We start from the raw sequence: 18,147 nt of genomic DNA on the forward strand, positions 1-18,147 counted from the left end.
CGGAGAGGTACAAACCGCATACCGCAAACAACCCATACAGCATAAGAGTTGTAAACGACCCGAACCACCCGTCCACAGCTACCGACAGCTATTCGCGAACTTCGAGGTGCGCACCTTGGCTTTCCAGATGCCGGACCGCGGCTCAGGCCCTTCGGGGTCACGGATCAGAGTGGGCCGACCGTCCCGGCGCGTCCGCACCCTGCTCATGACGCTGGGCGTGCTGGCCGTGCTGGCCATGGCGTTCGTCATGTTCTCGGGGTTCTGGACGGACCTGCTCTGGTACCGGTCCGTCAGCTTCTCCTCCGTCTTCACCACCACGCTGTGGACCAAGATCGGTCTTTTCTTCGTCTTCGGTCTGCTCATGGCGGTGGCGGTCGGGGTGAACGTCTGGCTGGCACACCGGCTGCGCCCGCCGCTCAGCGCCATGTCGATGGAGCAGCAGAACCTCGACCGCTACCGCATGGGGATCGCTCCCTACAAGAAGTGGATCCTGCTCGCGATCACCGCCCTCGTCGGCCTGATCGCGGGCGCCTCCGCGGCCAGCCAGTGGCGCACCTGGCTGATGTGGGTCAACGGCGTGCCCTTCGGCCAGAAGGACCCGCAGTTCCACATGGACGTGTCCTTCTACGCCTTCGAGCTGCCCTGGTACCGCTTCCTGCTGGGCTTCGGATTCGCCGCCGCGGTGCTCTCCGTGCTCGCCGCCGCGCTGACGCACTACCTGTACGGCGGCCTGCGGATCACCAGCCCCGGCGCACGGGCCACCGCGGCCGCCACCGGCCACCTCTCCGTGCTGCTCGGCGTGTTCGTCGCCCTCAAGGCGGTCGCCTACTGGCTCGACCGGTACGGCCTCGCGGTGAAGTCCAGCGACTTCAAGGCGACCAGCAACTGGACGGGCCTGCGGTACGTCGACGCGAACGCCTACCTGCCCGCCAAGACCATCCTCTTCTGCATCGCCGTCATCTGCGCGCTGCTGTTCTTCGCCACGCTGTGGCGGCGGACCTGGCAGCTTCCGGTGATCGGCTTCGGCCTGATGGTGCTCTCCGCGATCCTCATCGGCGGCCTGTACCCGGCGATCGTCCAGAAGTTCCAGGTCCAGCCGAACGAGCAGGCCAAGGAAGCGCCGTACATCCAGAAGAACATCGACGCGACCCGCAAGGCCTACGGCATCGACGGGGTCACGCCCGTGGACTACTCGGGCAAGGGCGCGGTCAAGGACGCCGAGAAGCAGCGCACGGACGCCGACACGGCCGCCAGCTACCGGCTGAACGACCCTAATGTCGTCTCGCCCACCTTCCAGCAACTGGAGCAGGAGCGGACGTACTACCAGTTCCCGAGGACCCTGGACGTCGACCGCTACAAGGGCCAGGACACGGTGATCGGCCTGCGCGAGCTCAATCTGGCGGGCGTCGACAAGCGCAACTGGATCAACGACCACTTCACCTACACCCACGGCTACGGCGTCGTCGCGGCCAAGGGCACGGCGACGGACCCGGACTCCAAGGGTGCGCCGCAGTTCACCGAGTCCGGCCTGCCGGCCGGCGGTGATCTGGGCACCTACGAGCAGCGGGTCTACTACGGCGAGAAGACGCACCAGTACTCGATCGTCGGCGGTCCCCAGAAGGAGCTCGACTACGAGCAGGACGGCGGCAGCCAGAAGACCACCAGCTACCGCGGCAAGGGCGGTGTGGACCTCTCCAGCCCGCTCAACCGAGCCGCGTACGCGGTGTCCTTCAACGAACCGCAGATCCTCTACTCGGGCGCCATCGGCAAGGGCTCGAAGATCCTCTACAACCGCACGCCCAAGGAGCGCGTCGAAGCCGTCGCCCCGTGGCTGACGATCGACGGCGACGCCTACCCGTCCGTCGTCAACGGCCGCATCCAGTGGGTCGTCGACGCGTACACGACCTCCAACGGCTACCCCTACGCCTCGCGCACGACCCTCGGCGACACCACGGCCGACTCGCTCAACGAGGGGGACAACCAGCGCGCGGTGGTGGCCCAGCAGAACCAGGTCAATTACATCCGCAACTCGGTGAAGGCCACCGTCGACGCCTACGACGGCACCGTCAAGCTCTACACCTGGGACGACAAGGACCCGGTCCTGAAGACCTGGAAGAAGGCGTTCCCGGGCACGGTCCTGCCGGAGAAGGACATCCCGCAGGACCTCAAGGAGCACCTGCGCTACCCGCAGGACATGTTCAAGGTGCAGCGCCAGTTGCTGTCCCTGTACCACGTCACGGCGCCCCAGCAGTTCTACAACGCGAGTGACGCCTGGCAGGTCCCCAACGACCCCACCAAGAAGGACAACAGCGCCGTCCCGCCGTACTACCTCTCGCTGCAGATGCCGGACCAGAGCGGCCGGCAGTTCTCGCTGACGTCCACCTTCACTCCCAGTGGACGCCCCAACCTGAGAGCCTTCATGGCCGTCGACGCCGACGCCACCAGCAAGGACTACGGCAGGATCAGGTTGCTCAGAGTGACCGAGGACAAGGTCGACGGCCCTGAGCAGGTGCAGAACAAGCTCAACTCGATCACCCCGGTCGCGGACTTCATCCGGGACATGAAGGGTGCCGACTCGACGGTCCTGTACGGCAATCTGCTCACGGTTCCGCTGGACAAGGGCTTCCTGTACGTGGAGCCGATCTACGCACAGGGCCGGAACTCGGAGTATCCGCTGCTGCGCAAGGTCGCCGTCTCGTACGGTGACAAGACCGGCTTCGCGGACAACCTGAGCGACGCCCTCAACCAGGCATTCGGCGTGGACGGCGCCCAGTCCGCCCGGCCGGGCCCGCCGCAGAAGCCCGGCGGGGAGACGCCGCCTCAGAACCCCACGGTGAAGGACGCGCTCGGCGATGCCCAGAAGGCGTTCGACGACGGCCAGACCGCGCTGAAGGAGGGTGACTGGGAGGCGTACGGCAAGGCGCAGGACAGGCTCCAGGACGCCCTGCGGCGCGCTGAGGACGCCCAGGCCGCGGCCGGCGACAAGAAGGGGGCAGACGCAGGCGCGGACGCCGGGAAGGACGGCTCAGGCGCCGGCAAGGGCGACACGAGCGCCGGCAAGGGGGGCGCCGGCGGAGGCTGATGCGCCGGCGGGGGCTGATCGAGTGCACCCCCCGCGTCGTGATACGGTTCTGGAACACGACGCGGGGTGGAGCAGCTCGGTAGCTCGCTGGGCTCATAACCCAGAGGTCGCAGGTTCAAATCCTGTCCCCGCTACGGAACGGAAGGCCCGGATCCCACTTGGGATCCGGGCCTTCCGTATGTCCGCGCCCTCTTCGCGCACCACGACCGCGCCGCGCCCGGCACCGTACACAGCGCCCGAGCGGTGCCCGGGCAGCGCACGCACGGCGTCCGGCACCGCACGCACGGCGCCCGAGCCGTGCACGGGCGACCGCGCGGGGGCGATTGCGCAAGCGCACGGCAAGTGCGGCGCACAAGCACATCGCGGAGGTGGCGCACGGCGCCTCGCGGGAGCGGGGCCGCCCGCCGCGACCGTGGACGCGGCCTACGGAGACTGGCCCGATCGGACTAGTGCGACGAGGCGGTACTCCTGGGTACTTGAGAATCACGCGTTTGACTTATCTCTCTGTGGGCATGTCGACAAAACGCCGAAGTGACCTCACTGGCTGCGGTATACCAGGTGTACCGAGGTTGCGGATGGTGCGACGATGGACGGTATGGGGGATAAGGCAACTCTGTTGGAGACAGGCCGTTTTGTGCAGCAGGCCGACCGGGACGATCCCGGGGTGGCCGCGGAAGAGGCTCGCAGGCGGCTCGCCGCCGAGGCCGGCGACGTCGAGGCGATGAGCGTCCTCGGCGCCACGCTGCTGCGCCGCGGCGACCTCGACGGAGCCGAGTCCCTGCTGCGCGCCGCCACCGCGGCCGGGGACCGCGCCGCCGCCAACAACCTCGGCGTCCTGCTGCACCAGCGCGGTTACGCGGACGAGGCCGCGGGCTGGTGGCGGGTCGCCGCGGTCGCCGGATCCGCCGCGGCGGCCCACGCCCTGGGCCGCCACCACCGCGAGCGCGGCGACGAACCCGCCGCCGAGTACTGGCTGCGCCAGTCCGCGGAGCAGGGCCATGTCCTCGGCGCCTACGCACTCGCCGACCTGCTGGAACACCGCGGCGAGGACGGCGTGGAGAACTGGATGCGTGCCGCCGCGGAGCGCGGGCACCGGGAAGCCGCGTACCGCCTGGCCAGGATGCTCGACCTCCGGGCACAGGGGGAGGGGCCCGGAGGGGAGCGCGCAGGGCCCGGAGCGGACGGCGCACGATCCACCGGCGGCTTCCGCTCCCCCGCGCGCCGCGACCGCGGCACCGCTGCGGGCGCCCGGCGGGCCGGCACGCCCGCCAGACCCGGCCCGAAGGCGGAGCCGACCGGGTCCCAGCAGCTCACCGCAGCGGAGGAGGCCGAGCAGTGGTACCGGCAGGCCGCCGCGCGCGGGCACCGGCGCGCCGCTCTGCACCTCGGCGCCATCCTGGAGAAGCGCGGCGCGCTGAAGGAGGCCGGACGCTGGTACCTGACGTCCGCGAATGACGGTGAGGCGCGCGCGGCGTGCGCGCTGGGCTTCCTGCTGCGTGACGCGGGCGATGTGGAGAGCGCCGCCGTCTGGTGGCTGAGGGCCGCGCAGGAGGGCGACGGCAACGCGGCCAACGCCCTCGGCGCGCTGCACGCCGAGCGCGGTGAGCCCCAGACGGCGGAGCGCTGGTACCGCACCGCGCTGGACGCGGGCGACATCAACGGCGCGTACAACCTCGCGCTGCTGTGCGCCGAGCGGAACCGCACCCAGCAGGCCGAGCAGTGGTACCGCAGGGCCGCGTACGCCGGACACCGCGAGGCCGCCAACGCGCTTGCCGTGCTGCTGCTCCAGAGCGGTGACGCGGAGGGCGCCGAGCCGTGGTTCTCCAAGGCCGCCGAGGCGGGCAGCGTGGACGCCGCGTTCAACCTGGGCATCCTCTGCGCGAACCGCGGTGACGACCCGGGTGCGCTTGCGTGGTACGGCAGGGCCGCCGCGGCCGGGCACACCGAGGCCGCGCTGCAGGTCGGCATCGCGCTCCTGCGGGACGGCGACGAGGCCGGCGCCGAGCGGCACCTGCGGTGCGCGGCCGGCGGCGGCAGCCCGGAGGCGGCCTACCGCCTGGCGACCGTGCTGGACGCCCGGCGTCCTCCGCCGCCCGCCCACGAGCTCGGCGAGCCCGTGACCGAGAAGACAGAGTGCGAGGAGTGGTACGAGCGGGCGGCCGAGCAGGGTCACCGGCGGGCCCAGGTGCGGATCGGCATGCTCGCGGCGGCGCGCGGCGACGTCGTCGAGGCGGCGGGCTGGTACCGCAGGGCGGCGGAGGCGGGCAGCAGGAACGGCGCGTTCAACCTCGGGCTGCTGCTCGCCAGGGAGGGCAGTGAGCCGGAGGCGGCGCTGTGGTGGCGGCGGGCCGCCGACGCGGGCCACGGGCGCGCGGCACTGCGGCTCGCGCTGCTCTTCGCGCGGCGCGGCGAGCTGGCCGAGGCGCAGCGGTGGAGCACCCGCGCCGCCGAGCTGGGGCCCGAGGAGGTCGCCGCGCGCGCCGCCCGGCTGCGGGACGCCGTGCGGCAGGAACTGTCCGCCTAGGGAGCCCGCCGGATCCCCGGGGCCGGCCCGGGCGCAAGGACGCTCCCGGGCCGGGCGACGGGCCGGCAACCCCGGACGGGCAGCGGGGAAGGGAACGGATTTGCAGGGGGCGCGCGGGGTCGCGTAGGGTTATCGACAACGACGCGGGGTGGAGCAGCTCGGTAGCTCGCTGGGCTCATAACCCAGAGGTCGCAGGTTCAAATCCTGTCCCCGCTACGAACCGCGAGGCCCGGGTCCTGGAAGATCAGGATCCGGGCCTCGCGCATGTCCGGGGCGAGTGCCCGGTCGGGGAAGCGGGGGGGCCTTCGGGCGGAAGTGGCCCCGCGGGCGCCAGGCGCTGCCCCTGGGCTTGCGGCGGGGGCGTTCGGGACGCGCGGTTGGCGCCCTGCGGTGCCCGCCGTGGCGGCATTCCGCGGCGATGGGTGCCGTACGGAGAGCGTCAGCCGGCGGTGCAGTTCGGGCACAGGCCGCGGTAGGTGACCTCGACGTCCGAGACCGCGAAGCCGAAGCGCTCCGAGGCGGGCAGGTCGGCGAGCGGATTGCCGCTCGGGTGCACGTCGCGGATCGAGCCGCAGCCCGAGCAGACCAGGTGGTGGTGCGGGCGGTGCGCATTGGGGTCGTACCGCTTGGCGCGTTTGTCCGTGGAGACCTCGAGCACTTCGCCGAGTGACACCAGCTCGCCCAGCGTGTTGTAGACCGTCGCCCGGGAGATCTCGGGAAGCTTGACCACGGCGCGCGCGTGCACCTCGTCGGCGGTCAGGTGGACGTGGTCCCCGTCGAGCACCTCGGCCACGACACGCCGCTGTGCGGTCATCCGCCATCCGCGTCCGCGCAGTCGTTCCAAGAGGTCGCTCATAGCACCAGCCTAGCAGTAGGGAAAGACCAAATCACGAACGGGTGTGAGTCTGGAAGTCTACTTGACTTAGACATTGTCTATCGTAGGATCGACATCGGCATCAGCCGAGTGACAGGACTTGCAGCAAGGAAGCAGGAGGCGCACGTGACGTCCCAGGGACCGCTTACCACGGAGGCCGGTGCGCCGGTCGCCGACAACCAGAACAGTGAGGCTGCGGGCGTCGGCGGTCCTGTTCTGATCCAGGACCAGGTGCTCCTGGAGAAGCTGGCGCACTTCAACCGCGAGCGGATCCCGGAGCGGATCGTGCACGCGCGCGGTGCCGGCGCCTACGGCACCTTCACGCTGACCAGGGACGTGTCCCAGTGGACCCGGGCCAAGTTCCTGTCCGAGGTCGGCAAGCAGACGGAGACGTTCCTGCGCTTCTCCACGGTGGCCGGCAACCTCGGTGCGCCCGACGCGGTGCGCGACCCGCGCGGCTTCGCCCTGAAGTTCTACACCGAGGAAGGCAACTACGACCTCGTCGGGAACAACACCCCGGTCTTCTTCATCAAGGACGCCATCAAGTTCCCCGACTTCATCCACACCCAGAAGCGCGACCCGTACACCGGCTCCCAGGAGGCGGACAACGTATGGGACTTCTGGGGGCTCAGCCCCGAGTCCACCCACCAGGTGACCTGGCTGTTCGGCGACCGCGGCATCCCCGCGTCCTACCGCCACATGAACGGCTACGGCTCGCACACCTACCAGTGGAACAACGAGGCGGGCGAGGTCTTCTGGGTCAAGTACCACTTCAAGACCGACCAGGGCATCAAGACCCTCACCGCCCAGGAGGCCGAGGCCCTGGCGGGCAAGGACCCCGACTCGCACCAGCGGGACCTCCGCGAGGCCATCGAGCGCGGCGAGTACCCGAGCTGGACCGTGCAGATCCAGGTGATGCCGGCGAGCGAGGCGGCGACCTACCGCTTCAACCCCTTCGACCTCACCAAGGTCTGGCCGCACGAGGACTACCCGCCGATCGAGATCGGCAAGCTGGAGCTCAACCGCAACCCGGAGAACATCTTCGCCGAGGTCGAGCAGTCCATCTTCAGCCCCGCCCACTTCGTGCCCGGCATCGGTCCCTCCCCGGACAAGATGCTCCAGGGTCGGCTGTTCGCCTACGGCGACGCGCACCGCTACCGCGTCGGCATCAACGCCGACCACCTCCCGGTGAACCGTCCGCACGCCACCGAGGCCCGTACCAACAGCCGCGACGGCTTCCAGTACGACGGCCGGCACAAGGGCGCCAAGAACTACGAGCCCAACAGCTTCGGCGGCCCGTCCCAGACGGGCAGGCCGCTGTGGCAGCCGCTCCAGTTGTCCGGAGCCACCGGTGAGTACGCCGCGCCGAGCCACCCCGAGGACAACGACTTCGTCCAGGCGGGCAACCTCTACCGCCTGATGTCCGAGGACGAGAAGCAGCGCCTCGTCGAGAACCTGGCGGGGTCCATCTCGGGCGTCTCCCGTGACGACATCGCAGAGCGGGCCATCGCCAACTTCCGCCAGGCGGACGGCGACTTCGGCAAGCGACTGGAGGCCGCGGTCCAGGCCCTCCGCGGCTGACCGGCCGTTTGCCGAACCACGAGGGCCGGATTCCCGTGCGCGCGGGAATCCGGCCCTCTCCCGTGCGTCCGGGCGGGCGCGGGTGCCGCCCGGCCGGCTCAGCCCACTAGCGTCTGCTCGCCGCTGCGGCTCCGCGCCCAGCACCGGATGATGTCGCGGACCGAGACGACGCCCACGGGTTCGTGGGCGTCGAGCACGATCAGGTGGCGGAAGCCGCCGTGCGACATGGCCTGCGCCGCGTCGACCAGCGTCCAGCCCGGGGCGGCGAAGACGACGTCGGACGTGGTGTGCGTGCCCGCGGTCTCCTGGTCGGGATCCTCGCCCGCGCCGACCGAGTTGAGGATGTCGCGCTCGGTCAGGATGCCGAGTCCGTAGGTGTCGGGGTCGAGCACCACCGCCGCGCCGACCCGGCGCGCGGCCATCAGCCGGGCGGCCTGGCGCAGGGTGTGGTCGGGGCCGATGGTGAGGACGACGGTGGTCATGGCGTCACGGACGAGCATGGTGGGAGCCACCTCCTGGAGAACCGCCCGAGAAGCGATTCACAAATTCACAAGTGGGGGGACTCTCAGGGTTGCACCAGCTCCGGTCCAGAACAAGGGGGCGTTCAGGGATCTTTCGGGACGCCATCGGCCTTCCCGGTGGGGCGGTGGCTGCGCGGCGGTGGTGGCGGCTGTGCGCGTTCGGGCGCACCGCCGGTCCCGCGCGTTCGGGCGGTCCCGGTGTGGCCGGCTCGGCCCGGACGGTCCTCGGCGCTGCCGGTGCGTCAGAAACCCCGAACCGGCTGAACGTCCTCAGTACCGCTGGTTCAGGTAGCCGAGCAGCTCGTCGTGGAGCAGGCCGTTGGAGGCGGCCGCGTTGCCGCTGTGCGGGCCCGGCCTGCCGTCCAGACCGGTGAAGTGGCCGCCGGCCTCCGTGACGATGATCGCCGTCGCGGCCATGTCCCACAGGGACAGCTCGGGCTCCGCGCACATGTCGACGGACCCCTCGGCCACCATCATGTACGGCCAGAAGTCGCCGTAGCCGCGGGTCCGCCACACCGCGCGGGTGAGGTCGAGGAAGCCGTCGAGCCTGCCCTGCTCCTCCCAGCCCGTCAGGCTGGAGTAGGCGAAGGAGGCGTCGGCCAGCTCCGCGACGCCCGAGACCCGCAGCCGGGTCGCGGACGACAGGCTGCGGCCGGTGTACGCGCCGTGCCCCTGGGCGGCCCACCAGCGGCGGCCGAGCGCCGGGGCCGACACCACGCCGACCCGTGGCTGGAAGCCGCCCTCGCCGGCCTCCATCAGGCAGATCAGGGTCGCCCAGACCGGCACGCCCCGTACGTAGTTCTTGGTGCCGTCGATCGGATCGACCACCCAGCGGCGCGGACCCGTGCCCTCGATGCCGTACTCCTCGCCGAGGATGGCGTCCCTCGGCCGCGCCCGCTTCAGATGGCCCCGGATCAGCTCCTCGGCGGCCTTGTCGGCATCGCTCACCGGGGTCATGTCCGGCTTGGTCTCCACCTTGAGGTTGAGGGCCTTGAACCGGTCCATGGTCACCGCGTCCGCCGCGTCCGCGAGAACGTGGCCGAGGCGCAGATCATCGTGATAGTCGGGCATGACCGAACAGTATCGATCTCCCTCGTGCGGGGGCCACCACGGGCGCCGCCGGCAGGGGGCGCCGCGGCCCCTTGACAGTGGCACGAGAGGCGTCAACTCTGACCTGGAGCCCGCTTGAACCGGTGGGCCCGTCCGCCCTCGGCCGGGGAGGCGATGATGCCTGCAGCGCGGGAGTCCCTGCTGGACGCGGCCCGCACAGCGCTCACCCGAAAGCCGTGGTCCAGAGTCCGGATGGTCGACGTGGCGGTCGAGGCGGGTGTCTCCCGGCAGACCCTCTACAACGAGTTCGGCAGCAAGGAGGGGCTCGCCCGCGCGCTGGTGCGCCGGGAGACCGACGCCTATCTGGCCGGAGTGGACCGTGCCCTCGCGGGCCCCAGGGACCCGCGGGAGCGGCTGGTCGCGGTCGCCGAGTGGACGGTCGCCTCGGCCGGCTCCAACGCCCTGGTACGGGCTCTCCTGACCGGCCTGTGGAGCCGCAGGCTGCCCGCCCCGACGCTGTCCGCCGTGCCGTCCACCTCCGTGGTGCCCGCGCAGCGACGTGCGGACGGGCCGCTGCCCGCCCCGGCCGAGCTCTTCGTGCTGGTGCGCGACCGGGTGGTGAGCGCGCTGTGCGGGCCGGGCACCGGCAGGTCGGAGTCGGCGGAGCAGGCCAGGCTCTGCGAGCTCACGCTCCGTCTCGCACTGTCCTGCCTGCTGGTGCCGCCCGGCAGCGACGGTGCCGGCCACCTCATACGGGCCGCGCTGCCCCGCCTGGCCCGGCAGGGCGCCATCTGACGGTGCGCGCCGGCTCGGAGTGATACGACTGCGCGCGCGTCGCCCGCCTCCCCCGCCGGTCGCCCGCGACTCCGCTCCGGTCTCCCGCGCCCCAGGCCGCCGCCCGCGCCGCGAGCCGCGCCCCGTCCGGCGCCCGGTGCCTCGTGTGCCCGTGTCGAGCCGGATCCCGCCCGGCGACGGTGACCGCGCCCGGCCGCGGGTCAGCGCGTGGAGCCCGAGAGCTGGAGCCCGATCACGCCCACGATCACCAGGCTGATCGAGATGATCTTGAGGACGGAGACCAGGTCGCCGAGGAAGATCATGCCGTAGATCGCGGTGCCCGCGGCGCCGATGCCCGTCCACACCGCGTACGCGGGTCCGACGTCCAGGCGGCGGAGCGAGAGCGTGAGGAGGCCGAAGCTGCCCAGGGCGAAGGCGCAGAAGGCGACAGTGGGCCACAGCCGGGTGAAGCCGTGCGACAGCTTCAGGCCGACCGCGAAGCCCGTCTCCAGCAGCCCGGCCACAATGACCAGCAGCCACGCCATGTCCGTGCCTCCCGACTCTCCGCCTACCGTAGCCGTCCGGCCCGCGCCGCCGCCGTGCCGACTCGCGCGGGGCCTGCCCGCCCGGAACGCCCGTCGGGGACGCTCCCACCAGCTCGATCGCGCGTTCCCGCTCGGTGCGATTATGCCCTTACCTTCGCGGTGCCGGCGCAAACCTCGGACGGACGTGCCGCGGCCCGGCCGCCGGGTCCCGCCGCGCGCCCTGAGGCGGGGTCCCGCCGCCGACCGGCCGCGGCCCGCGCGGCCGCGCGGGCCGCGGGACCGTCAGTCGTCCTCGTGCCGCTCGCGGGTGGCGAGCAGCCGGCGCAGCGAGTAGAGCCGCGCGGGGTCGGCGTGGCCCTCGGCCACCCAGGCGTCCAGGGCGCAGTCCGGCTCGTCGTGGCTGCAGGCGCGCGGGCAGTCCGCCGTGCCGGGCTCCAGGTCGGGGAAGGCGTGGATGACCCGGGAGGGGTCGACGTGGGCGAGTCCGAAGGACCGCACGCCCGGCGTGTCGACCACCCAGCCGTGCCGTCCCGTGTCGTCGCCGGGGCCTGTCAGGGGCAGGGCGAGCGCCGATGTGGTGGTGTGCCTGCCGCGCCCGGTGACGGCGTTGACGTGGCCGGTGGTGCGCCGCCGGTCCTTGGGCACGAGGGAGTTGACGAGGGTGGTCTTTCCGACGCCGGAGTGCCCGACGAACGCGGTGACCTGGCCGTCGAGCAGTGCGTGCACCCGTTCGGCGGCGTCGCCCCTCTCCAGCTCCTCGCGGGAGGTGACGACGTAGGGCACGCCGAGCGGTGCGTAGGTCTCCAGCAGCTTCTCGGGCCCGGCGAGGTCGGACTTGGTGAGCACCAGCAGCGGGTCGAGCCCGCCGTCGTAGGCAGCGACCAGGCACCGGTCGATCAACCGCGGCCGCGGCTCGGGGTCCGCGAGCGCGGTGACGATGGCGAGCTGGTCGGCGTTGGCGACCACGACCCGCTCGTAGGGATCGTCGTCGTCGGCGGTGCGGCGCAGCACCGAGGTGCGCTCGGCGATCCGCACGATGCGAGCCAGGGTGTCCCTGGCACCGGACAGGTCACCGACGAGGGCGACCCGGTCGCCCACCACGGCGGCCTTGCGGCCCAGCTCCCTGGCCTTCATCGCGACCACGACCCGGTCCTCGACCAGGCAGGTCAGCCGGCCCCGGTCGACGGTGAGCACCATGCCCTCCGCGGCGTCCTCGTGCTTGGGCCTGATGCTGGTGCGCGGGCGGGTGCCCCCGCGCTGGGGGCGGACCCTGACGTCGTCCTCATCGGTGTGCTTGCCGTAGCGGCGCATGATCGGAATCCGCCCGTCACATCCCGAGCATCCCGGTCCACAGGTCGGGGAAGTCGGGCAGGGTCTTCGCGGTCGTCGACACGTTCTCGATCCTCACGTCCGCCACGGCGAGGCCGAGCACCGCGGCGGCGGTGGCCATGCGGTGGTCGTCGTAGGTGTGGAAGGTGCCGCCGTGCAGGGGCCGGGGGCGGATGTGCAGGCCGTCGGCGGTCTCGGTGACGTCGCCGCCCAGCTCGTTGATCTCCTTCGTCAGGGCCGCGAGCCGGTCGGTCTCGTGCAGCCGCAGGTGCGCCACGCCGCGCAGGGTGGAGGGGGAGTCGGCCAGGGCGGCGACCGCGGCGATACCGGGGGTCAGCTCGCCCACCTCGCCCAGGTCGACGTCGATGCCGTGGATGCGGCCGCTGCCGCTGAACACCAGTCCCTGGTCGGTGAGTTCGCAGGAGCCGCCCATCTCGGTGAAGATCTCGCGCAGCCGGTCACCGGGCTGGGTGGTGTGCGACGGCCAGTCCGGGATCACCATCCGGCCGCCGGTGACCAGCGCGGCGGCCAGGAACGGCTGGGCGTTGGACAGGTCGGGCTCGATGGTCAGGTCGGTGCCGAGCAGCGCACCGGGCGTCACCCGCCAGACGTTCGGTTCGCCGCCCGACTCCGGGGTGTCCACCTGGGCGCCCGCGCGGCGCAGCATGTCGACGGTCATACGGATGTGCGGCATCGAGGGCAGCGACGGCCCGATGTGCCGCACCCGGACGCCGTGGTTGAACCGCGGCGCGGAGAGCAGCAGCGCCGAGACGAACTGCGAGGACGCCGAGGCGTCGATCTCGACCGGGCCGCCCACCAGGGCACCGCTGCCGTGCACGGTCAGCGGCAGCGCACTGCGGCCGTCGTCGTCGATCCTGGCGCCCAGCGTCCGCAGCGCCCCGATCACGGCGCCCAGCGGACGCTCGTACGAGCGCGGGTCGCCGTCGAACCGCACGGGTCCGTCGACGAGGGCGGCGACCGGCGGGAGGAAGCGCATCACCGTGCCCGCGTTGCCGACGTCCACCGTGGCCGGACCGTGCAGGCCGGACGGGATGACGCGCCAGGCCTCACCGGACTCCTCCGGCGGCACCGGGCCGCCGGAGCGGGGCGACAGCGAGGAGAGCGAGGACATCATCGACGCCGACGACACCGTCTCCTCGATGCCGACGCCCATCGCGCGCAGCGCGGAGGCCATGAGGAGGGTGTCGCGGGAGCGCAGCGGGCGGCGCAGCCAGCCCGGCTCCGCGGCGAGTGCGGCCAGCACCAGGGCGCGGTTCGTGACCGACTTGGATCCTGGCACGTGGACCGTCGCGTCGACGGCTCCGCTCGCGTGCGGGGCGGGCCAGAGAACGGTAGGCGCTGGGGTGGCGGTCATGGCTCTCACTTTAGTGGTTGCGGCGGATCATCAATCCTGACCAAATATGGCGAAATGTGGGTGAAACCCAGGACTGATAAGGGCGTCACCCGGCCAAACTGCGGCACGGTGGTCCTCACCCGGAGTCGTGCGGGGCACCGGAGTACCGGCCGACGGCCGTCCGGACGGCGTGCGCCCGGCAGGCGGAGACCCCGGGGCGGTTCGGAACCCGGGCCCCTGGGCGGGCGTAGCCCCGAGGAGGGCATGGCCCACGGGTAGGGCATGCCTTCCGGGGAGAGCATGCCCTACCTTCCGCCGGAGGACGCCACAGGCGCACGGTCGACGAGCCGGCCGGCTCGCCCGGGACCCGGAACCCGGGAACCAGTCGGCGAGCCGGCCGGCTCGCCCGGGAACCCGGGAACCCGGGAACCAAAGGACGCGGGAGCCCGGGAGCCGGGGCCCCGGGGACCCGGGAGCCCACGGAGTGGCGCGGCAGCGCCGACGCGCTCAGAAGAGGGTGCCCTCCTCCGGCGCCGGAAGCTCCTTGAGGAGTTCGGGACCGTTGTTGCGTACGTTGCTGACCGCCGTGCTCACCGGATAGGCCCGCATCAGGCCCGTGGGCGGCGGCTCCAGCAGCGGACGCAGTTCCTCGGCGTTCGTGCGGGACGGGTCGAGCCAGGCGTCCCAGCGGTCGGGAGTGAGCATCAGCGGCATCCGCGGGTGGATGTCCGCCAGTGCCCGCGGGCCCTCCTCGGGAGCGGTGCCGAGGGGTGCGGTCTCGGCCTCCGTGGTGATCACCGAGCAGGTCACCCACCACGCGGCGGGGTGCTCGTCGGGCAGCGTGCGGTCCCGCCAGAACTCGTACAGGCCCGCCATCGCGAAGACCGAGCCGTCGGCGGGCGTCACGAAGTACGGCTGCTTGCGCGGGCGCTTCCGCTTCCCCTCCACCTCCAGGTCGCGCTCGGCACTGCCCGTGACCCACTCGAAGTAACCGTCCGCGGGCAGGATGCAGCGCCGGGAGGCGAAGGCGCGGCGGTACGACGGCTTCTCGTGCACCGTCTCGGCCCTGGCGTTGATCATCCGGGCGCCGCCCTCCGGGGTCTTCGACCACGACGGCACCAGCCCCCACCTGAGCCGGCGGAGCTGGCGAACCGGACGCGGGTCGCCGGCGTCCTTCAGAGGGCGGTCGAGTACGGCGTGCACCTCCTTGGTGGGGGCCACGTTCCAGTCCGGTGCGAGGGTCTCCTCCGGGTCCCACTTCTCGATCTCGAAGACTCCTGCGAGATCCTCTGGGCTACGACTCGCTGCATACCGTCCGCACATGACCGCCACCCTGCCACGACCCCCGCCCGGGCCACGGCCCCGCACCGCCCCGTTCCGACCGCCGCACCGCCGTTCCGATGAGGAGCCCCACCATGATCAGCCAGGCCAGCCCCGCCGCCCCGGGCGGCAGCCCCTCCTGGGCGGCCACGGCGAGCGACTCCGCCGCCTCCCTCTGGGGACGCGTCTTCGGGTCCCAGCCGCACCCCGACACCTGGGTGGTGCTGGCCACCGGGGTGCTCGCGCTGGCGGTGGTCGTCCCGCACAGGCCCTGGCGGCTGGCCCGCAACACCATCACCATCGCGCACGAGGGCGGCCACGGCCTGGTCGCCCTGCTGACCGGCCGCCGCCTGGAGGGGATACGGCTGCACTCGGACACCTCGGGACTCACGGTCAGCCGGGGCAGGCCGTCCGGGCCCGGCATGATCCTCACCGCCGCCGCCGGCTACACCGCCCCTCCGCTGCTCGGCCTCGGCGGCGCCGCGCTGCTCGCCGCCCAGCACATCACCGCGTTCCTCTGGCTGGCGACCGCGTTGCTCATCGCCATGCTGGTCATGATCCGCAACGCCTACGGAGTGCTCACCGTGGTGGTCACGGGCGGCGGCTTCCTGCTGGTGTCCTGGCTGGCCGGTCCCCAGGTGCAGGCGGCGTTCGCCTACGCGGTGGTGTGGTTCCTGCTGCTCGGCGGGGTGCGCCCGGCCTTCGAGCTCCAGGCCAAGCGGCGGCGGTCGCGGCGCGCCCTGCCCCGCGGGGGCGGGCGCGGGACGACGGCCGGTGACTCCGACGCGGACCAGTTGTCCCGTCTGACGAACGTCCCGGCGGCCCTGTGGCTGTTCCTCTTCCACGCGGTCTCGGTGTGCTCGCTCCTGGGCGGCGGGAGCTGGCTGCTCGGACTCTGAGGCCCGTCGGGCGGTGCCCCCTGGGCGCCCGCGGAGGCGCTGCGGGTCGGCGGTGCGGTGCGGTCCTTGTGATGCGGTGCGATGGTGCGGTGCGGTGCGGTGGTGCGTGCGGTGCGTTGTGGTGCGGCGAGGTGCGGTCAGGCGCGGCGGCCCGCCGGGTCCACCGGGGCCCGGCGGTCCAGGTGAAGGCCCCTGGCCCGCCAGACCCCGCCCGGCTCGCCGGGCCCTCCCGGGCGCGTCCGGGGCGGTGGCACGGCAGGATGAGGGCGTGAGCGATACCCAGAGCATCGAGACCGCCGCGGGTGTGGCCAGGATCACCTGGCACCGGCCGGCCGGGGACATGTCCTTCGTCCTGGCCCTCGGCCACGGCGCCGGCGGCGGCATCGAGACGCGTGACCTGCAGGCACTGGCGGCCCGGCTCCCCGAGCACGGGGTCGGCGTCGCCCTCGTCGAGCAGCCCTGGCGGGTGGCGGGCAAGAAGCTCGCTCCCGCGCCGAAGACCCTGGACACGGGATGGCGGGGAGTGTGGCCCGCACTCACCGAGCCCGGCCGCCCGGTGATCGCTGGCGGCCGCAGCGCCGGCGCCCGGGTGGCCTGCCGCACCGGCCGCGAGCTGGGTGCCGCGGCCGTGCTCGCACTCAGCTTCCCGCTGCACCCGCCCGGCAGACCGGAGAAGTCCCGGGCCGACGAACTGCTCGGCGCCGACCTGCCCACCCTGGTCGTCCAGGGCGGCCGCGACCCCTTCGGAAGACCGGTGGAGTTCCCGCCCGGCCCCTATCTGAAGGTCGAGGTGCCCTTCGCCGACCACGGCTTCGCCGTGCCGAAGAAGGCGCCCGTGGAGGAGCACGACGTCCTGCGGATCATCACGCAGTCCGTGGCGGGCTGGGCCGTCGCGGTCGTCTGACGGGGCCGGCGGCGGGTCGGGGGGCGGTGGGGCGGCGGCCGGCGGCGGACGTGGGGGAGCCGGTGGGACCGCGCGTCCTCGGCCGCCGTACGCCGGGAATGACGGACCACCCGGCACTGTTGTGCAGCACAGAAGGTACCGGGAGGCGGTACCGGGACGCGTACGAGAGGAAGTCCGCCGCATGGGTTCCACCATCTGCCCCAGCCGCTCGGACGCCACCAGGCTGGAGTGGTCGGTCCTGCACGCGGCGTACGACTCCCCTGTCAAGGACCCGGGCGCGACCAGCAGGCCGACGCCGTCGGCGGGCCGTCGACTATTCTCCGATTCGAGTGGGGCCGCATTCGGCCCTGCCACGGTATCGGAGGAGGTGGGTCCGGTCACTGGGACCGACGCAGGGACCGATCACGGCCGGGCTGGGCAGCCCGAGGAGTCGGCCGCCGAGCGCAGTGCCCGTTTCGAGCGGGATGCGCTCACGTTCCTCGACCAGATGTACTCGGCGGCGCTCCGGATGACGCGCAACCCGGCCGACGCGGAGGACCTGGTCCAGGAGACGTACGCGAAGGCGTACGGCTCGTTCCACCAGTTCCGCGAGGGCACCAACCTCAAGGCCTGGCTGTACCGCATCCTCACCAACACGTTCATCAACTCGTACCGCAAGAAGCAGCGCGAGCCGCAGCGCAGTGCCGCCGAGGACATCGAGGACTGGCAGCTCGCGCGTGCCGAGTCCCACATGTCCACCGGGCTGCGCTCCGCCGAGTCCCAGGCGCTCGACCACCTGCCGGACTCCGACGTGAAGGCCGCGCTCCAGGCGATCCCCGAGGAGTTCCGCATCGCGGTCTACCTCGCCGACGTCGAGGGCTTTGCGTACAAGGAGATCGCGGACATCATGGGGACACCCATCGGTACGGTGATGTCCCGGTTGCACCGCGGCCGCCGGCAGTTGCGCGGCATGCTGGAGGACTACGCGAGGGACCGCGGCCTGGTCCCGGCCGGCGCCGGAGAGTCGAACGGAACGAAAGGCTCGGCCTCATGAGCTGCGGAGAGCCGCACGAGACGGACTGCAGTGAAGTACTGGATCATCTCTATGAGTTCCTGGACCGCGAGATGCCCGATGCCGACTGCACCAAGTTCGAGCACCACTTCGAGGAGTGCTCGCCGTGCCTGGAGAAGTACGGCCTGGAGCAGGCCGTGAAGAAGCTGGTCAAGCGGTGCTGCGGGCATGACGACGTGCCCAGCGACCTGCGGGACAAGGTCATGGGGCGGATCGATCTGATCCGCTCCGGCCAGTCCGTTCCGGACGGCGATGTGACCGCCGCGGCGGACGGTAGCTGAGCGCCGCCGCGCGGGCGCCGGTGCCGGCGTCGCCGCGGAGCACGGGCGCCTGGGCACC

The 18,147-nt window shown here is 72.1% G+C and carries 15 protein-coding genes and 2 tRNA genes; 10 read left to right on the plus strand and 7 right to left on the minus strand.

Features of this window, described 5'->3' with window-relative positions; all coding sequences use genetic code 11:
• Nucleotides 1–127 precede the first annotated feature (127 nt).
• From IE313_RS19240 to IE313_RS19255, 4 genes are all read left to right on the plus strand, one after another.
• Nucleotides 128–3,082, plus strand: coding sequence for a UPF0182 family membrane protein (locus tag IE313_RS19240; protein ID WP_189934032.1), 2,955 nt, complete (start codon nt 128–130; stop codon nt 3,080–3,082).
• 60 nt (nt 3,083–3,142) lie between these two features.
• A tRNA-Met gene (locus IE313_RS19245) sits at nt 3,143–3,216 on the plus strand.
• Between the two features lie 452 nt (nt 3,217–3,668).
• A complete protein-coding gene (locus IE313_RS19250) occupies nt 3,669–5,606 on the plus strand; it encodes a tetratricopeptide repeat protein (protein WP_189933826.1) in 1,938 nt (645 codons plus the stop codon).
• A 142-nt stretch (nt 5,607–5,748) separates the two neighbouring features.
• Nucleotides 5,749–5,822, plus strand: a tRNA-Met gene (locus tag IE313_RS19255).
• Between the two features lie 223 nt (nt 5,823–6,045).
• On the opposite strand, the gene IE313_RS19260 is transcribed toward IE313_RS19255, so the two are convergent.
• Nucleotides 6,046–6,462 carry a Fur family transcriptional regulator gene (locus IE313_RS19260; RefSeq protein WP_189933828.1) on the minus strand — a complete coding sequence of 139 codons (417 nt, stop codon included), beginning with the start codon at nt 6,460–6,462 and terminating at the stop codon, nt 6,046–6,048.
• A gap of 144 nt (nt 6,463–6,606) precedes the next feature.
• Between IE313_RS19260 and IE313_RS19265 the strand changes: the two genes are divergently transcribed.
• The gene (locus IE313_RS19265; protein WP_189933830.1) at nt 6,607–8,061 is read left to right on the plus strand and encodes a catalase; all 1,455 of its coding nucleotides are present in this window, start codon (nt 6,607–6,609) and stop codon (nt 8,059–8,061) included.
• 98 nt (nt 8,062–8,159) lie between these two features.
• On the opposite strand, the gene IE313_RS19270 is transcribed toward IE313_RS19265, so the two are convergent.
• A complete protein-coding gene (locus IE313_RS19270; RefSeq protein WP_189933832.1) occupies nt 8,160–8,561 on the minus strand; it encodes a CBS domain-containing protein in 402 nt (133 codons plus the stop codon).
• Nucleotides 8,562–8,852: 291 nt separating this feature from the next.
• On the minus strand, nt 8,853–9,653 hold the full coding sequence (gene hisN / locus IE313_RS19275) for a histidinol-phosphatase (RefSeq protein ID WP_189933834.1): 801 nt from the start codon (nt 9,651–9,653) through the stop codon (nt 8,853–8,855).
• 153 nt (nt 9,654–9,806) lie between these two features.
• Here hisN and IE313_RS19280 point away from each other — a divergent pair, with 153 nt between their 5' ends.
• Nucleotides 9,807–10,427: a TetR/AcrR family transcriptional regulator gene (locus tag IE313_RS19280; protein WP_189933836.1), complete on the plus strand. Its 621-nt coding sequence runs from the start codon at nt 9,807–9,809 to the stop codon at nt 10,425–10,427.
• Nucleotides 10,428–10,627: 200 nt separating this feature from the next.
• On the opposite strand, the gene IE313_RS19285 is transcribed toward IE313_RS19280, so the two are convergent.
• The 4 genes from IE313_RS19285 to IE313_RS19300 form a co-directional block, all read right to left on the minus strand.
• The gene (locus IE313_RS19285; protein WP_189933838.1) at nt 10,628–10,951 is read right to left on the minus strand and encodes a DMT family transporter; all 324 of its coding nucleotides are present in this window, start codon (nt 10,949–10,951) and stop codon (nt 10,628–10,630) included.
• Between the two features lie 282 nt (nt 10,952–11,233).
• Nucleotides 11,234–12,262, minus strand: coding sequence for a ribosome small subunit-dependent GTPase A (rsgA, locus tag IE313_RS19290; protein ID WP_189933840.1), 1,029 nt, complete (start codon nt 12,260–12,262; stop codon nt 11,234–11,236).
• 16 nt (nt 12,263–12,278) lie between these two features.
• A complete protein-coding gene (gene aroA / locus IE313_RS19295; RefSeq protein ID WP_189933842.1) occupies nt 12,279–13,655 on the minus strand; it encodes a 3-phosphoshikimate 1-carboxyvinyltransferase in 1,377 nt (458 codons plus the stop codon).
• 486 nt (nt 13,656–14,141) lie between these two features.
• Nucleotides 14,142–14,957 (minus strand): SOS response-associated peptidase, encoded by an 816-nt coding sequence (locus IE313_RS19300; protein WP_189933844.1) that lies wholly within the window; start codon nt 14,955–14,957, stop codon nt 14,142–14,144.
• A gap of 92 nt (nt 14,958–15,049) precedes the next feature.
• Between IE313_RS19300 and IE313_RS19305 the strand changes: the two genes are divergently transcribed.
• From IE313_RS19305 to rsrA, 4 genes are all read left to right on the plus strand, one after another.
• Nucleotides 15,050–15,853: a M50 family metallopeptidase gene (locus tag IE313_RS19305; protein WP_189933845.1), complete on the plus strand. Its 804-nt coding sequence runs from the start codon at nt 15,050–15,052 to the stop codon at nt 15,851–15,853.
• A 268-nt stretch (nt 15,854–16,121) separates the two neighbouring features.
• A complete protein-coding gene (locus IE313_RS19310; RefSeq protein ID WP_189933847.1) occupies nt 16,122–16,757 on the plus strand; it encodes an alpha/beta hydrolase family protein in 636 nt (211 codons plus the stop codon).
• A 367-nt stretch (nt 16,758–17,124) separates the two neighbouring features.
• Complete coding sequence (locus IE313_RS19315; RefSeq protein ID WP_189934034.1) at nt 17,125–17,790, plus strand: sigma-70 family RNA polymerase sigma factor; 666 nt, start codon at nt 17,125–17,127, stop codon at nt 17,788–17,790.
• The gene (gene rsrA, locus IE313_RS19320) at nt 17,787–18,089 is read left to right on the plus strand and encodes a mycothiol system anti-sigma-R factor (protein WP_189933849.1); all 303 of its coding nucleotides are present in this window, start codon (nt 17,787–17,789) and stop codon (nt 18,087–18,089) included. The genes IE313_RS19315 and rsrA overlap by 4 nt, the downstream gene beginning before the upstream one ends.
• The last annotated feature ends 58 nt before the right edge of the window (nt 18,090–18,147 follow it).

The sequence above is a fragment of the Streptomyces sulfonofaciens genome, assembly GCF_014656295.1.
Taxonomy (GTDB): Bacteria; Actinomycetota; Actinomycetes; order Streptomycetales; family Streptomycetaceae; genus Streptomyces; species Streptomyces sulfonofaciens.

What these genes read in the sequence shown, in the direction of transcription:
- rsrA (WP_189933849.1), top strand. Translation starts at nt 17,787, where the DNA reads ATGAGCTGCGGAGAGCCGCACGAGACGGACTGCAGTGAAGTACTGGAT.
- aroA (WP_189933842.1), bottom strand. Translation starts at nt 13,655, where the DNA reads ATGACCGCCACCCCAGCGCCTACCGTTCTCTGGCCCGCCCCGCACGCG.
- IE313_RS19270 (WP_189933832.1), bottom strand. Translation starts at nt 8,561, where the DNA reads ATGCTCGTCCGTGACGCCATGACCACCGTCGTCCTCACCATCGGCCCC.
- IE313_RS19240 (WP_189934032.1), top strand. Translation starts at nt 128, where the DNA reads ATGCCGGACCGCGGCTCAGGCCCTTCGGGGTCACGGATCAGAGTGGGC.
- rsgA (WP_189933840.1), bottom strand. Translation starts at nt 12,262, where the DNA reads ATGCGCCGCTACGGCAAGCACACCGATGAGGACGACGTCAGGGTCCGC.
- IE313_RS19300 (WP_189933844.1), bottom strand. Translation starts at nt 14,957, where the DNA reads ATGTGCGGACGGTATGCAGCGAGTCGTAGCCCAGAGGATCTCGCAGGA.
- IE313_RS19285 (WP_189933838.1), bottom strand. Translation starts at nt 10,951, where the DNA reads ATGGCGTGGCTGCTGGTCATTGTGGCCGGGCTGCTGGAGACGGGCTTC.
- IE313_RS19250 (WP_189933826.1), top strand. Translation starts at nt 3,669, where the DNA reads ATGGACGGTATGGGGGATAAGGCAACTCTGTTGGAGACAGGCCGTTTT.
- hisN (WP_189933834.1), bottom strand. Translation starts at nt 9,653, where the DNA reads ATGCCCGACTATCACGATGATCTGCGCCTCGGCCACGTTCTCGCGGAC.
- IE313_RS19280 (WP_189933836.1), top strand. Translation starts at nt 9,807, where the DNA reads ATGATGCCTGCAGCGCGGGAGTCCCTGCTGGACGCGGCCCGCACAGCG.
- IE313_RS19260 (WP_189933828.1), bottom strand. Translation starts at nt 6,462, where the DNA reads ATGAGCGACCTCTTGGAACGACTGCGCGGACGCGGATGGCGGATGACC.
- IE313_RS19305 (WP_189933845.1), top strand. Translation starts at nt 15,050, where the DNA reads ATGATCAGCCAGGCCAGCCCCGCCGCCCCGGGCGGCAGCCCCTCCTGG.